The sequence below is a fragment of the Brevibacillus sp. 7WMA2 genome (genome assembly GCF_010748895.1).
In the GTDB taxonomy this organism is placed as follows: domain Bacteria; phylum Bacillota; class Bacilli; order Brevibacillales; family Brevibacillaceae; genus Brevibacillus_B; species Brevibacillus_B halotolerans.
The window spans coordinates 1322156-1338277 of sequence record NZ_CP048799.1 but is presented as its reverse complement, the minus strand read 5'-3'; the positions used below and the strand labels follow the sequence as shown (position 1 = coordinate 1338277).

Sequence of the window (16122 nt, the reverse complement as noted above, 5' to 3'; positions counted from 1 at the left end):
ATATATAATATATAATTAAAAACTAGTATTATTGTTAACATAAGTTAAAAAACTTAATACAATATTCAGTTTTTTGTCAGAAAGTAAGATGGGGGATCTTTAAAGATAGGTTTCAAAATGAAGTTCATTTCAACACCATTACTCAAATCGTACCTATTAAAAGAAAGAGAGACAAATGATGAGCTATTTATTTAGAAAAAAAGATATTAAGGATATCTCAGATTCAAACCAATCAAAAAAATTAAAAAGGTCACTTGGCGCCTTGGATTTAATACTAATGGGGATGGGAGCAACCATTGGAACAGGTGTCTTAGTTATTACAGGGTTAGTAGCTGCAAGAAACTCAGGTCCCGCTATATCTCTTTCTTTTATTCTCTCTGCAATTGTATGTGGTCTGGTAGCGTTATGTTATGCGGAGTTTTCATCAGCGATTCCAAGTTCGGGAAGTGCCTACGCCTATACCTATGTAGCATTAGGAGAGATAGTAGCTTTCTTGGTAGGATGGTCTATTGTAGGAGGATATACAGTTTCGATAGCATCTGTTGCCGGGGGATGGTCAGCATATTTTAATAGTGCATTATCACTGGTTGGAATTCACCTTCCGAGTAGTCTAGTCACTATTCCTAGCCAAGGTGGGATTATAAATTTACCCGCAGTATTTATCGTAATTTGTATGTCTTATTTATTAACAAGAGGTCTAACGCAAAGTAAAAAAGTCAATAATATCACAGTGGCTATCAAAATTTCTATTGTTTTACTGTTTATTATTATAGGTGCATTTTTCATCGAACCTGAAAATTGGCAACCTTTTATGCCATTTGGAATAAGTGGTGTATTTGCTGGAGCAGCCTCAGTATTTTTCGCATTCACTGGTTTTGACGCTATTTCAACATCTGCTGAGGAAGTGAAAGACCCTCAGAGAAACTTGCCTCGGGGTATTTTAGGATCTTTACTAGCTTGCACTACTATTTACGTTATTTTAGGAACTATTTTAACAGGAATGGTATCCTATAAAGAATTAAATGTTGGAGACGCTTTGGCTTATGCACTTGAAAGTGTAGGGCAAGGGTGGGCGGCAGTTATTTTATCTGTTGGCGCAGTAATTGGAATTATAGCTGTTTTATTTGCTTACATGTTTGCAGTGCCACGTATTCTACTGTCAATGAGTCGTGATGGATTATTACCTAAATTATTCTCGACAGTTAATAGTAAAACTCACGTTCCGACGTTCTCTACATGGATCATTTGTGTATTAGGGGCTATCGTGGCTGGATTAATTGATTTAAAAGAATTAGCAGATATTGCGAATATGTCCGCCATTTTGAACTTTGCACTCGTATCACTGTCACTCATTGTTTTAAGAAAAACGCAGCCAAATTTAAAACGTAATTTCAGAATGCCTCTTGTACCTATTCTTCCAATCCTGGCAATCATTTTTTGCTTATTTTTAGCTTTTAATTTATCAGCAAAAATATGGATGTATTATCTTTCTTATTCAGCAGTAGGTTTCAGTATTTATTTTGGTTATTCCCGTAATAAAAGTGTACTAAAGCATCGGGAGTAAATAATTCATAATAGAATATACGGTTGTATCTCTTACGATCATTAAATTTCCATTTATTACAAAAAAGTCCGTTCAAAATCCGAAAAGGTTTGAAAACGGACTTTTTTTTGCCTCAATTGATAGTTCTTGATTGCCATTACATTATGATTTTTAAGTACTAAAACGAAGAATTAATAATTAGATGCGAAAATTACTAAGGATGAAGAAAGACAGTGACTAAGTGTGTTGAAATGAAATTTTCAGATGTAAATAGTTGAAAATTTAAATTTCTTCATCGTTTCCACACATTTTTTGTTTAATCTTATAGGCATCAGAAAATGAAGTGGGGGATAGTAAATGAAAGGAAAAATCAAGCTATTACTTGCGATTGGTTTGTTAGGAATCATAGTAGTAGGTTGTTCTAATTCCAGTGGTAAAGACGAGTTGAATATGGATAACACCCAGAAGACCACAGAGATGTCTTCTAAAACCAATCAATCAAGTAATAATATTGTTCTCACAGAAGAAACACAAAGAGTGGATGGAAAAGAATTTACCATCACGGCAAAAGCGAGTAATTTGAAGGTGTCTAATGACTTGACTTTGCCCGTATGGACATTTAACAATTCTGTACCCGGTCCAGAGATTCGTGTCAAAGTTGGAGATACGGTCAAGATTAACTTAAAGAATGAACTCGAAGAACCTGTCTCGATTCATTGGCATGGTTACCCAGTCCCCAACGATATGGATGGTATCCCAGGGGTCACACAAGATGCTGTCGTTCCAGGCAAAATGTTTATGTACCAGTTTAAGGCAACGGTTCCAGGGACGTACTGGTATCATTCTCATCAAGATAGTGTTAATCAACTCGATAAAGGGCTCTATGGTTCATTGATTGTGGAAGATCCAAAAGATAGTTATGATCGAGATTACACGCTTGTACTAGACGAATGGATGAGCTCTGGCAGCAGGGATATGGAAACAAATACGAGTGATTCCAGCCAATCGAATAAAAGTATGCAAGGCATGGATCATAGCAAGATGAACATGAAGGGAATGGATCACAGTCAAATGAGCATGAGTGGTATGAAAGATCACGATATGAGCATGTATGATCTATATACCATTAACGGAAAGACGGGAGATGCTATTGATAAGCTAGTAGTTAAAGAAGGGGAAAAGGTTCGAATTCGCTTGATTAATGCGGGTTATCTAACGCATACAATGCATTTGCACGGACATGAATTTAAAGTGGTTGCCTCCGATGGTCAATCTGTAAATAGCCCTGCTGTTATTACAGATCAAGGGATTGCCATCGCTCCAGGCGAACGTTATGACATAGAGTTTACAGCAAACAATCCTGGTTCATGGTTGCTTGAAGAGCATGGACGTGAAGACAGAGTGAAAAACATGAGAGTTGTTATTTCATACGAAGGGTCTACCCTACAGACTGACTCATCCAATGCATCTGAGCAATTACCACAATTCAATCTCTTGAAATACGGGAAACAAGTTGATACTAAATTTTCTTTGAATCAATCCTTTGATCAGGATGTTCAGCTAAATCTGAATACCGAAATGAAGGACGGAGAGATGGTTTATACTATAAACGGAAAGGTATTCCCAAATACTGATTCTATTAAGGTTGATAAAGGGGAAAAGGTAAAGGTCACCTTTGTGAACCAATCGAAAACCGATGATCACCCGATGCACCTACATGGACACTTTTTCCAAGTTTTAAGCAAAAATGGACAGCCGCTGGATGGAGCGCCTGTTATTAAGGATACCCTCAACGTGAAGCCAGGAGAAGAATATGTGGTTGCATTTGAAGCGGATAATCCAGGAGATTGGATGTTCCATTGTCACGATCTGCACCATGCGTCTGCTGGTATGGTTACCGAGGTTATGTATAATGATTATAAAACCAATTATACCCCTGACCCGAGCGTTGACAATAAACCAGAATAACATGAATAAACTCCTGTGGGTGTTTCATAAGCCTTCAGGAGTTTATCCTTTTAGAAACTATTTAAGGGCGTAGTAATTGATTGCCTCAATTCTAGGAAATCTTGTTTGTGTTGTAATCTGATCAAGACACATAGTTCCTACATGGTTTCCACACATTTTTGATCTACAATACAAATAAACAAACGTTGTTGGAAATGGATTAGACATGGTTAATATTATTGGTTTGCCCTCTTATGTCCGCAGGATGAGTTGCAGGCAAAAATGAAAATGCAACTCAAAATGTTTAAAATATCGAACCTATACTATGAGTAACTCTTAAATCAGGTCAGGTAAAAGAGAGTTATCGAAAGTATAAACGCGAAACCTTAAATGAAATGGTTGTAGCTTTTAGATTTGGGGTAGATTTACACATAAAGAAGGTGATTACGATAGCGAAGATTCAGGTGCTTGTGGTTGATGATGAATGGAATATGCGGAATTTGCTTCGCATTTATCTGATGAAAGAAGGATTTAACGTCAAGGAGGCTTCGTCTGGTTATGAGGCGTTATCGATGATAAAACAGCATACGTTTGATCTCCTGATATTAGATGTAATGATGCCAGGGATGGATGGTTGGCAGGCTTGTAAGACCATTCGAAAAACAGAAACCATGCCGATCCTTATGCTTACAGCCCGTTCGGAAACCAAGGATAAAGTACACGGGCTTGGCATTGGAGCCGATGATTACTTGACGAAACCTTTTGAACCTGAAGAATTGCTGGCACGTGTATTTTCGTTGCTAAGACGCTCCATGATCAATCAAGCACAAAAGCTTCAAGAAACGATCATGGTATTTCAACACCTTAAAATACATGCAGACGCTCGTGAAGTTCATATCCATGAAGTAAGCATTGATTTTACACCGAAAGAGTTTGATTTGTTTCTCTATCTAGCAAAAAATAGTCAGCGCACGTTTACTCGAGAGGAATTGGTTGAACGATTATGGGGATATGAGTATATGGGTGATGCCCGTGTCGTTGATACCCACATCAAGAATATTCGCGAAAAATTACACCGCGCAAGACTTGGCTATGATCCGATTCAAACCGTTTGGGGAGTAGGGTATAAATTTTCAGCACCAGGAGGAGAAGAATGAGACACAATCGGATTGGGATGAAATTAGGATTAGTCATCGCTTCGATTTTTTTTATCGTCCTTCTCTTTCTTGGTGTAGGCCTTTATCAGATGTTTTCAAGCTTTTATCATGCGGAAATGGGAACCGAGGTTGAAGAGATGACCTCTCATTTTACTACCATGGCAGAGACTGCCAAGACATCTTCGGAGGAAATGATCCTGACTTTCGCAGATTTTTCAAATGTAAGCATGTTTTATATCAATGCGACAGGTGAGATTACGCTTCATTCAGGTAGGCACAACGCTACGGATCAGTCGTTTATCCGGCCAGAAGATCTAAAACAGATCTTTTCTGGAAAGACCATTCACTTAGAACATGAAGATCCATTAGGTAATCGCTATATGGTGATTGGTCAACCGATCTACCAAGATAATCAGATATCTTCTGCCATTTATGTGATGGCATCTACGCAAAGCATGGATAAGTCCCTTGCTGCAGTGCGAAATCTGTTGATTCTCTCTGGAGTAGGAGCTTTTTTGCTTGCAATGGGGATCACCTGGATTATAGCATTACTTTTATCTCGACCGCTTATCATGATGCAACTAGCGACGAAGAAAATTGCTAGAGGAGAGTTAGAAACCCGACTAGACATCCGCAGTAAAGATGAAATTGGTGATTTGGCAGCAGCGATCAATAATTTAGCCGCTGACCTAAAGCGGTATCGAGATACACGACAAGAGTTTTTCGCAAATATCTCTCATGAGCTACGAACGCCAATCACATACTTGGAAGGTTATGCGAGGGTCGTGAAGAATCGTTTGTATACGACCGAGGAAGAGAAGGATCGCTATCTGGACATTATTTATCAAGAAGGTGTACGAATTCAGCACCTGGTGGATGATTTATTTGAACTTGCCAAGATGGAAGAAGGTAAGGTTAGTCTGTCCATGGAATGGGTGGATTTGAAGGATGTTGTAGATCAAGCAGTACAGACGGTTTCGCTAAAAGCGAAGGAAAAAGGTTTAGAGTTGATTGTTCATCCCTCTGAATCTATACCGTTGATTCGTGCGGATGGAAAGCGCATGGAACAAATTATTCTCAATCTGTTGGAGAATGCGATCCGCTATACCGAGAATGGTCACATTGATGTTCATCTTCATTGTACATCTAGTACTCTCTCTCTTTCGATTAAGGACACAGGCATTGGGATACCAGAGGATGAGCTACCTTATATCTTTGACCGTTTTTATCGGATAGAGAAATCAAGATCACGGACAACGGGGGGTACTGGACTCGGTTTGTCAATCGTGAAGAAATTAGTTGAACTGCATGGTGGATCTATTGAGGTTAGCAGTACGAGGGACATTGGTACTTGTTTTACGGTTCAATTCGTTCTTCCGACGATGCAGGAGGAATAGACATGAAAAAATCGGACTGGCTCATTGCTTTGTTTTTTATGGTAGTTGGGTTAATATGTTTATTTGTTTCAGCATTTTACTATCGAACTAACTTGTTTTCGAGTGCATTCAGTATTTTTAACTCAGCGTGTTTTTGGATGGCCATTATGGGGATAATCATTTATCTCATATATCGGTTTGTTCGTTTCAAATAAGGGAAAGGAATGAAAGGGTGACTTCGCGGTGTGGAGTCACTTTTTTTGTTATTTAGAAAATAAAAGGTTTACTTTATTTTTTTCAAGTTATCAGTTGTTATTGATGAGGAGCTATGGCTTGGATTTAAAAGAATATGGCTAACGAAAAGGAGAGGAAATAAAACGAATAAGCAAGACAAGGTTACCTTTATTGGTGGTTTCCAAAATCTACGTGTCTCACAATTTTTCATAAATTCAGAAACGCCCTTCATTATTTTCATCAAAAAAGAGGGAAAAGACTGAGAGATCCAAATGGTTGAGTAGATCCGGCACGTGAAGAGAAGCTCATATAGAACAAAAAGAGCGAAAGATAATGTAAGTGGAAAGTCATGTAGCTACTCAGCAACAGATTGAGTGTATTTTATATCGCCTAGTGAATGATATTTAAGTACGAAAAGAAAAAGTAGGTAATTGAAGATAAAAAACTGGGTTCAGTGATGCAGTAGGAATGCCGTAAGCAGCCTGTTTGAAAAACAATGGTATCGTTTCTTCAAATTACATTCCACTCGCTATCGCTGTAATGATAGTAGCCTATAATGCAATTACCGCCTTGCTGAACGAAGGCGAACTACAACAAGCAGAAGATCATATTTATTGAGGAGAAAACGACTTTTTTTGATGTAATCAGGAGTAAAAAATTTTAGAAGGGAGGGTGTGTAGATGGATCACATGATTTTATAGGTAAGATTCAACTCGTGCTGTAGCTGGCAGATGATGTTGCTATTTGGAAGTAAAAATGTATGATCCTGCTTGAAGGGGAGGCATCTTTAGTGAATTCTATTGATCTAGCAGGTACAAAATTATTCAAAGCTTTTCTCAAACAAGAAGACAACTATAACCTTTATCAGAAAGTGATAGCTCATCCAGAACATAGAGGGATGTCCCAGAAACTAAAAAAACAATTTAATGAATTCTATGAAGAGGTTCTACTTATCAAATATATTTCTTCAACGATACACTACACGGCGATTGAACTTTCTATTCGAAAAAAAAAGCTAGACAAGGTAATCCAGCCATTAAAGTATGAGAGTGAAGGTGTAGCAGAAAATATCACTAATTTTCATGACAAGGATTGGAAAGAGGCCATTAGTGATGAGAAATTACTACATTCCATAATGAAATTGACAGAAAATGAAAGGGGAATTATTACATATTATTATTTGCATGAATGGAAGGAAAAAGAGATAGCTCGTCTCTTAGATATCACTCAACAGGCTGTTTCTAAAACGAAAAGAAAGGCATTAGAAAAATTAAAAAAAGAGTTGTCACAGGGGGGATTCCATGAGCCTGCTCGCTCTTGTAAGAAAAGCAAAAAATAATGATGCAGACGCTATGCAAGAAATTATCCAAAGGTTTGAACCGAAGATTAGAAAATCTCTGAGATGTACAGATAAAGCCATTCGAGATGATGTACGTCAGGAGATAGCACTACGAGTAATAAAGGTGATAAAAGACTATGATTCTGAGAAACTAGGAAATAAATATATTTTTTCAAAAGGTGACCCTTTACAAAAATAAAATGAAAAGGCAGGTTGTATTTATTAAGCCCTTCATCACTTTACTTTATGAAGCGAAAATCAAGCGTGAAAACGGGAGAGAATTCTACATTTTCGTTTCGAAAAAAGTAAAGAGAGAAGGATGTATATGTCAGATATACTAGTAAAGATTAAAACGTTTATTCCTGAAGAGAATGTAAAAGATCCTTATGGAGATGTTTATGAGGGCGATAATCGAGGATTTCATTTTTCAGGTAATTACAGAACATTACAGGAATTTGCAATTGATTTTAAAAAGAAAACAGTCAAGCATACGAAACGTGTAGGTAAAACTTGTCGAATTAATCCTGATGAAGACCCAGTTTGTAAACGAGCAAGTGATAGTGAATTGAAAATGTCCGAGCCTACTTGGAAAAAAGACAGTGTTAAATTCACTGCAAGTTGCGGAGTCAGTAATCCCCTTAGTAGTAATGCTCCAGCGATCGATTATGAGTTTAAAATTACAGCCTATAAAAAGGACGGAAAAGTGTGTATTAGTGGCCTTCACGATGGTTTTCCCAATTATGAAATCTGGAAAAAGGTGGGGGATGAGGCGCCGATGCCATTTTACTTCTTTGATCATGGGGATAATACTCTATTAAGCCTATTTCCGCCAATGGATACGAGTGTAAGTCTTAGATGCTTTTAACGTTTGATGAAGAAAACGAACCAGTTAGCTAATTAGAACTGGTTCGTTTTATATTTCACCTATAGTCTTGGATAACACGAGGATTAATCGAAGAGATTAATAGTTTCTATTTTAGCAGGATACATTTGTTTTTTGGAATGACCTAGACCTAGTTCACCATTTGAATTAAAGCCCCAAGACCAGACTGTCCCATCTTTTTTGATTGCATGTGAGTGAAATCCACCTGCATCAATTGCAACAATTTGGTTGAGTGGTTCTGTTGACTCTAAAAATACTTGATTCGGAGTCATTGAATAATTGACAGGAGTACCATATCCTAACTGACCATGTGTATTAGTTCCCCAAGCCCAAACAGTCCCATCTTCTTTTAATGCTAAAGTATGTTGTTTTCCTGAATCCACCGCAATTACATCATAGATTCCGTCGATTAATACTGGTGAATTACTGCTTTTCTTTGTTCCATCCCCAAGTTTACCCTGATTGTAACCCCATCCATATACATCTCCATTTGATGTAACTGCGAAACCTTGTTTTTCACCAGTAGAAATAGCTATTACATCTGTTAGTTCCGAGACCTGAACGGGTTGTAAAGCTTTTTCTCTTGTCCCATTTCCCAATTGACCTATGCTGTTATTACCCCAAGCCCAAACAGTGCCATCTTCTGAAAGTGCTAAAGAAAATTCTTCACCAGCATCAATAGCTACGATATCCGTTAACCCTGAAACCTGAACAGGCTTTACTCTGGTCTCAGTAGTGCCATCTCCAAGTTGTCCAGAGCGGTTTTTACCGAAAGCCCAGACAGTCCCATCTTCTTTTAATGCTAATGTAAAGTTTTCTCCAGCACGTACTTGTTTTACATCAGAAAGCCATTTCACATGGTGAGGAGTCTTTTCAGTAGACTTTGCTTTTTCATTTCCTAGTTCACCATAAGCACTCCATCCCCAAGTCCAAACAGTCCCGTCTTTTTGTAGAGCGACAGTATGAGATGTCCCAGTATCAACCATCAAAACATCTGATAGATCATCAACAGGAACGGGGCTCGTAGTTTTTCCTTTTACAGAAGAGCTGCCTAATCCGCCATTAGCATCACTTCCTGTTCCGTATATGACAGAACCATCTTTTTTCACCATAAAGGTTCTATTATTGTCTGCTGAAAGTAAATGATCATAATTAAATGAATCTTGAGCATGAGATGCAACAGGGCTAAACAAACTTGCAAATAAAACCGAGGAAAGTATGAGGGCGCTAAATTTTTTTTGCATAGACTAACTCAACCTTTCTATTTATGTAATATGCTACCAGTATTTAACCTAACATTTTACAATAATTGTGTAAACTATTTTATGAATTTTTGAACTTTTGTTCATTTTTAATAAACATATTCCTTTATAGATTCGAGGCCAGACTGTTTTGGCTTCTGGTAAAGCGATCATACAAGGGGCGATGGAATAAGAAACGTAATAAAAAGATGAAATACAACAAGCAATGGCAGCCCTGTTTTTTTCAACATTTTTTCACATTTTATATCAAATATTGCTTGTCGACACCGTTCAAATCAAATAGGATATGAAAGCAATCCCTATACTATCGAATGGTGGGATTTCATTATTATCAATTGAGAGAAGACAACAACTTTTGCTGTGGCTAGAACAGGAGGAATGCTTGCGGATTTCAGAAATCAGCCAACGATTGGAAATTTCTGAAATGACGATCTATCAGGATATTAAGCCATTAATCATTTGCCGTGATTTTTTAACAGACACGACTATAAACGCCAAAATGGCTTGCTTTTTGTTGCATGCAGATATCAATCTACTTGTTGCCAACCTCAGGCTCTTCCTTTTGAATCCATTCATCAGGCAAAGCAACTTCAAAATGGGTTTGGTGGAGTGATTTATGATTTTGAAGGTGCCATCCAAGCAATCCGGACTGACATGACTGGAAGTCCTTGTTGTTACAAGGAAACCTAAAGGAGTAACGAACATGAACCATAGCACGTTAGAACAATCAGTATCACAGGGGACTCTTAGAACAAAAAATCATAAATCTACGGGGCTTTATCAAATGGTGTGGAGATGGCATTTTTATGCAGGTATTCTTTTTTCTCCCTTTTTAATTATTTTAGCATGTAGTGGGGCCATTTATTTATTTAAGCCGCAAATAGAAGCATATTTATACCAACATTTGTATCAGGTGCAAGAAGTGGGGAAACAGGCGTTATCTGTTTCTAAGCAAGCGGCAATCATTAAAGAGCAGTATCCCGATCAGCATATCACCTCTTTAACACTGTATGATGATCCTGCAAGGACTACCGAAGTAATGACAATGGGAAATAATCAGATGACCAGTATTTTTATTGATCCCTATCGAGGAGAGATACAAGGGACGCTTCAAGCTGATGAAACGTTTATGGAAATAATCAAAAAGCTGCATACTGAGCTAATTGTCGGTGGAACGATTGCCAATCGGATAGTGGAGTTGGCGGCATGCTGGGCAGTGATCTTATTGGTAACAGGGTTGTATCTGTGGTGGCCGAGAAATAAAGCATCAATATGGGGGACGATTCTACCGCGTATTCATAAGAAGGGGAGGCTGTTTTGGCGAGACTTGCATGCCGTTCCAGCCTTTTGGCTATCGATTCTAATTCTTATGCTCATTGTTACTGGACTTCCTTGGTCAGGTGTAATGGGGGAAGGGATCAATCAGCTTGCTACCTCTACGAAGACTGGTTATCCTTCCTATGCATTCAGCTTTGGGGAGAAGCCTGAATCTATAGTGAAAACAAAGGACGTAGCAAAGGATGTCCCTTGGGCTACAGAAAATTTGCCAGTACCGCAATCCTTGCATAATCAATATATACCGTTGTCACTAGAGGATATTGTGTGGGTGGCCGAGCAACAGAAGATAACAAAACCATACACCATTTCATTGCCTCAAGGTGAAAAGGGTGTATACACGTTAACAACAGCACATTCAATACCAGGGCAGGAAGCAACCCTGCATATTGATCAATATACGGGAATGGTTTTAAGCGAGGTTCGTTATAGTGACTATGGCTTGTTGGCCAAAGGAATTACGTTAGGCATTGCATTACATGAAGGGCGATTATTTGGTGTGGCAAATCAATTCATTGGTTTAGTGGGCTGTCTAGGATTGATCGGAATTGTGGTTAGTTCCTTTATCATGTGGTGGAAACGCAAGCCTGAAGGGAAATGGGGGGCACCCTCGAAGCCTAAACAAGCAAAAGTAACAAAAATGATATTCTTCCTGATAGTCATTATGGGACTTTGCATGCCACTAGTAGGAATTTCTCTGATTGTAGTATTCTTGTTTGATCGTTTCATTTTCCCTCGGGTTACGGGAATAGCAAAGAATCTGCATTCCGAATAGCTGACAGCAAGCAGAGAGGAGAGTTTAAGCGTGCGCAATATGATTACCATCTGCATCATTAGTAGTGGCTTCCTTTTATTACCTGCATGTTCTGCTACAACGATTACCCAAGCGGAAAACACACTAAAACCAGCGAACATCAATGTAGACGTTGCCATTCCTGAACATGTGAAATCAGAGCAAGTAAGCTTGCTACAAGTGAAGCTAACACAAAATAACCAGCCCATATCGGATGCAGAAGATGTACATTTAAAAATCTGGAGGGCGAATCAAGAGCAAGAGAGCAAGCAATATAAAGCGGTATTAAAGGGAGAAAAAACAGACCATAACCATAGAGAAGGAAAGGTAGATCATCAAGAAGATTCGAATGGTGTCTATGAAAGTAACGTAATCTTTCAAGAGGACGGCGTATATTACGTACAAACCTATGTCAAAGCACATGGGGTAGACTTACTTCCTACTAAGCGTGTCCTTGTGGGTAGCCCGTCAAAAAAAGAGCTACAAGACTTTGAAAAAGAAAAGGGACAGCAGGGAAATCAAGATCAGCATGATCATTCGCACCACCATTGATACAAATGCTGAGGTAGTACTTACGAATAGAAGCAATTGAAGAGGCGTTTGCCGAATAAACAGGTTAATTAATGTCCGTAGCTATGAATGTAACGAAATGCGAAGACAGTAAAGAGTAAAGAGCAAAAAGGCTTTCCAAATATCCTTCAAGGAAAGCTTTTTTGCTCTTAAAAAAATCGAATCTGATCAAGACGTTGAATGGAAGAACAAGTCCTTCATTAAGAGTCTTCAACCCTATTCTTGGCGTGTAAAGTCTTCACTTTGCAAATACGTTACGGCACCTTTATAGGAGTTATAGGAATCCTCCAGATTGTTTCCTGTATAGATGTTAAACAATTCATCCTCCTGTACCAATCGTAACGTATCGCCTTTTTGGTTTACCCAAATCTCTTCAATAGGATCGACTGAATCCAAGGTGTTGTCGTTTGCTTCCTGTTCTGTTGATAGATACGCGATGGAGTCAGCGATTAAGCTGCGCAATTGCTCCTCGGAATAATCGCGGATATTGACCATACCTTTTGGGCCAGTCTTTTTTTTCGGCAGGTGCCCCGCATAGACAAAGCCATTTCCATTTGGGTGAAGGTGATTTACCACAATCTTTTTGTCATGTAGACTTCCCTCAAAATGATAGTTTAAGCGTCCTAATGAGACCTCTTTTTTTGTTAGTTCTGGGAACGATTCAATAATCGCTTTTTTTTGTTCAAAAGTTAGCATGCAATCCTCCGTGGTTCTATATCTTCAAGATATACTATACATATCAAGAAAAAGTATACCATAAGCTTCCTGTGGATGAAATCATAGAGAAAAGGAAGCCTGCCTCTCTTTGATGAGACACGCTTCCCATGAACAACGCTTAAGCAATAGGGGGGAGCATTTTAGAATCCTTAACCATAGAGGAGCTGCAGATCGGACAAACCGGTATTTCGTCAAAGGATAAATTTTCTCTCATCCAGCAGATGCAATCATCTTTGGTACATGCCCAGATTGAGGTTTCCACATCTTCTACCGGCTCTTCTTGTTTGCGAGAATAGTACATTGCAAAACACCTCCAAGCTTCATTTCGAAACTCTATGCTGTTTATCCTAAACCTTCCAGAGGTCTTTTTATTCAGAAATGAAGAAAGAAGTACAAGTCTTACTACGTTGAAAAGTTAGGCAACAAGGCAAAACGTTTTTTCTGACAGGAAGCTTATTTTTTTACAAGATAGAATTAGAGTAGTAGAATGGAGTATGGCAATGCAGGATTAGACATAGAATGACATGCAGGAAGGTGATTGTTAGTGACGTATCCGTCAGAGATTGAAAAACGTAAATCAGAGCATATTGAGATTTGTTTACATAAAGAGGTATCTAATCGACTGACCACAGGTCTAGAGCAATATCATTTTTTACATGCGGCCCTTCCAGAGATTCATTTTGCTGATGTTTCGTTACATACGACTTTTTTAGGAAAACATATGGGAACCCCTTTCCTTGTAAGCTCTATGACAGGTGGGACGAAGAATGCTCAGCAAATAAATACCAAGCTTGCGATTGCGGCAGAGGCTAGAGGCTGGGCTATGGGGCTTGGCTCTGTACGTGCGGCATTAGAAAGCGAAGAGCTTGCTCGAACTTTTAAAGTCAGAGAATATGCCCCGTCTATTCCAATCATCGCAAATCTAGGGGCTGTTCAACTAAATTATGGCTATACCGTAAAGGAATGTCTTCGCTGTGTAGAGCTTGTTGAAGCTGATGCACTGGTATTACACGTAAATAGTATGCAGGAGATTTTTCAACCTGAGGGTGATCAGGATTTTAGGCATCTTTTGCCCAAAATTGAGCAGGTTTGTAAGGCAAGTCAAATTCCCATCGGAGTAAAAGAAGTAGGCTTTGGGATCGATTCACAAACAGCTAGACGGCTTGTGGATGCTGGAGTTTCCTTTATTGATGTAGCAGGAGCAGGTGGAACCTCTTGGATTGAGGTGGAAAAGCATCGATCTCATGAACCCATGAAGCAAATGGCCGCAGAAGCATTTCGAGATTGGGGGATTCCAACATCTATTTCTTTACAAACCATTCGAGAAGAGCTTCCTTTCTTCCCTTTAATCGGAAGTGGAGGAATTTATAACGGAGTCGAAGCGGCGAAAGCGATTGCTTTGGGAGCAGATTTGGTTGGATTGGGTCGTGCGTTACTTGAAGCGGCTACAACATCAGTTGAGGAGGTTGTAGCACTTATGGAGCGAGTAGAGTTTGAGTGCCGTGCAGCGATGTTTGGAATAGGTGTAGCAACAATTGAAGGTCTGTCAGCTACAGATCGCCTCTTGTCAAAGGCTGAAGCAAAAATAAATCGAAGTTAAACGATGAAAAATGAATTGACCAAGACGAGGTCTTCTGTTATTTTATTTGGTTGTATTCATTTAACTTGTTTCGGCAGATTGTGACAGCATGAGAGGGGAGTACGACCGTGTTATCCAAAATGTTATCCACCTATCCTCGAACCTTATGGATTTTGGCGATTGGGGCCATTATTAATGTAACGGGGATGTCTTTTATATGGCCGCTAAATAATATTTATATCACTCAAATATTGGGTAAACCAGCAACGGTAGCTGGACTCGTCCTGATGCTCCATGCTGGCATGGGAATTATCGGGAGTATGGCAGGTGGCATTCTGCATGACAAGATAGGCGGCATAAAAACCATTTTTGCTGGGGTGCTTATCTCGGCTGCCTGTGTTACCTCACTCGCTTTTTTTCGCGTATGGCCATTTTATGTTTGTATGATGGGCGTACTTGGCTTTAGCAATAGCATGGTGTTCCCGGTCCTCAATGCAATGGCCGGAAGTATTTGGCCTGAGGGGGGACGACGCGCATTTAACTTGTTATATTTGTCGCAAAATTTAGGTGTAGCGGTTGGCTCTGCGCTGGGTGGAGTGGTTGCTAGTGTATCGTTTATGTTTGTTTTTTTAGTAAATGGTGCAACTAATTTGATCTTTTTAGCTGTTATTGGCTTCGGCCTAGATTTAAAGAAGATTGCGGCAGAGACTGCTGCTAGAAATCTGCAAAGAAAGACTGAGAAAGCTACTAATAAGGCTTCCAAGAATGAGACCTCTATCTGGAAAACACCATCAGGTCTATCCTTATTAATTCTGTGTTTAGGCTTTGCGATAACCTGGATTCCTTATGTGCAATGGTCAACCAATCTATCCTCTTACATGACAAAATTAGGATACTCATTATCTCAATATAGTTTATTGTGGACGATTAACGGAGCATTGATCATTTTAGCCCAGCCGTTGTGCGCTTACGTCACACGTCATTATTTATCTAATCTTTGTTCTCAAATGATCGGTGGATTGTTTATCTTTGTTTGTGGAATGGGTGTTTTAGCATTTGATCAGGCGTATAGTCATTTTGTGTGCGGTATGATAATTGTGACTTTAGGAGAAATGCTCTTATGGCCAGCAGTGCCAGCCGCGGCGGCAGAGCTTTCGATTACCGGTAAAGAGGGATTATTCCAAGGGGCTGTGAGTGGCGCTGCGACTGCCGGGCGGATGATTGGTCCATTCATCGGGGGGCTTTTATACGAAAGCTTTTCACCAGTCTTTATGCTGTACGTGATGATTGCTATTTGTGTATTACCTCTGCTTTGTTATGTATGTTATGATCGCCCGTTATACGGCAGTCTTAGAGATCGAATATAATCAATAAAGGAAACATGAAT

The 16122-nt window shown here is 39.2% G+C and carries 15 protein-coding genes; 12 read left to right on the top strand and 3 right to left on the bottom strand.

The window, feature by feature from the left end:
* The first annotated feature begins 178 nt into the window (after positions 1-178).
* From GOP56_RS05085 to GOP56_RS05055, 7 genes are all read left to right on the top strand, one after another.
* Complete coding sequence (locus tag GOP56_RS05085) at positions 179-1564, top strand: APC family permease (protein WP_121474306.1); 1386 nt, start codon at positions 179-181, stop codon at positions 1562-1564.
* 336 nt (positions 1565-1900) lie between these two features.
* Entirely contained in the window at positions 1901-3511 is a 1611-nt protein-coding gene (locus GOP56_RS05080) for a multicopper oxidase family protein (RefSeq protein WP_163244746.1), read from the top strand.
* A gap of 374 nt (positions 3512-3885) precedes the next feature.
* Positions 3886-4647, top strand: coding sequence for a response regulator transcription factor (locus tag GOP56_RS05075; protein WP_163244744.1), 762 nt, complete (start codon positions 3886-3888; stop codon positions 4645-4647).
* A complete protein-coding gene (locus GOP56_RS05070; protein WP_163244742.1) occupies positions 4644-6044 on the top strand; it encodes a sensor histidine kinase in 1401 nt (466 codons plus the stop codon). The genes GOP56_RS05075 and GOP56_RS05070 overlap by 4 nt, the downstream gene beginning before the upstream one ends.
* Before the next feature lie 1003 nt (positions 6045-7047).
* Positions 7048-7596, top strand: a complete 549-nt coding sequence (locus tag GOP56_RS05065; protein ID WP_163244740.1) for a sigma-70 family RNA polymerase sigma factor — start codon at positions 7048-7050, stop codon at positions 7594-7596.
* Entirely contained in the window at positions 7559-7795 is a 237-nt protein-coding gene (locus GOP56_RS05060) for a helix-turn-helix domain-containing protein (RefSeq protein ID WP_163244738.1), read from the top strand. Before GOP56_RS05065 ends, GOP56_RS05060 begins: the two co-directional genes overlap by 38 nt.
* Before the next feature lie 126 nt (positions 7796-7921).
* Positions 7922-8461, top strand: a complete 540-nt coding sequence (locus GOP56_RS05055) for a DUF3238 domain-containing protein (RefSeq protein WP_003339428.1) — start codon at positions 7922-7924, stop codon at positions 8459-8461.
* 83 nt (positions 8462-8544) lie between these two features.
* On the opposite strand, the gene GOP56_RS05050 is transcribed toward GOP56_RS05055, so the two are convergent.
* On the bottom strand, positions 8545-9723 hold the full coding sequence (locus GOP56_RS05050) for an RCC1 domain-containing protein (RefSeq protein ID WP_163244736.1): 1179 nt from the start codon (positions 9721-9723) through the stop codon (positions 8545-8547).
* 400 nt (positions 9724-10123) lie between these two features.
* On the opposite strand from GOP56_RS05050, the gene GOP56_RS24335 reads away from it, so the two are divergent.
* The 3 genes from GOP56_RS24335 (at position 10124) to GOP56_RS05035 (ending at position 12421) form a co-directional block, all read left to right on the top strand.
* On the top strand, positions 10124-10354 hold the full coding sequence (locus GOP56_RS24335) for an HTH domain-containing protein (protein ID WP_309303855.1): 231 nt from the start codon (positions 10124-10126) through the stop codon (positions 10352-10354).
* Between the two features lie 90 nt (positions 10355-10444).
* On the top strand, positions 10445-11851 hold the full coding sequence (locus GOP56_RS05040; RefSeq protein ID WP_163244734.1) for a PepSY-associated TM helix domain-containing protein: 1407 nt from the start codon (positions 10445-10447) through the stop codon (positions 11849-11851).
* A 39-nt stretch (positions 11852-11890) separates the two neighbouring features.
* Entirely contained in the window at positions 11891-12421 is a 531-nt protein-coding gene (locus GOP56_RS05035; protein ID WP_163246809.1) for a FixH family protein, read from the top strand.
* Positions 12422-12655: 234 nt separating this feature from the next.
* Here the strand turns inward: GOP56_RS05035 and GOP56_RS05030 are convergent, their stop codons facing one another.
* Both GOP56_RS05030 and GOP56_RS05025 read right to left on the bottom strand, forming a co-directional pair.
* Entirely contained in the window at positions 12656-13135 is a 480-nt protein-coding gene (locus GOP56_RS05030; protein WP_003337698.1) for a hypothetical protein, read from the bottom strand.
* A 139-nt stretch (positions 13136-13274) separates the two neighbouring features.
* Complete coding sequence (locus tag GOP56_RS05025) at positions 13275-13457, bottom strand: cold-shock protein (RefSeq protein WP_003337697.1); 183 nt, start codon at positions 13455-13457, stop codon at positions 13275-13277.
* Positions 13458-13700: 243 nt separating this feature from the next.
* On the opposite strand from GOP56_RS05025, the gene fni reads away from it, so the two are divergent.
* Complete coding sequence (gene fni, locus GOP56_RS05020; RefSeq protein WP_163244732.1) at positions 13701-14756, top strand: type 2 isopentenyl-diphosphate Delta-isomerase; 1056 nt, start codon at positions 13701-13703, stop codon at positions 14754-14756.
* Positions 14757-14863: 107 nt separating this feature from the next.
* Positions 14864-16102, top strand: a complete 1239-nt coding sequence (locus GOP56_RS05015; protein ID WP_163244730.1) for an MDR family MFS transporter — start codon at positions 14864-14866, stop codon at positions 16100-16102.
* The last annotated feature ends 20 nt before the right edge of the window (positions 16103-16122 follow it).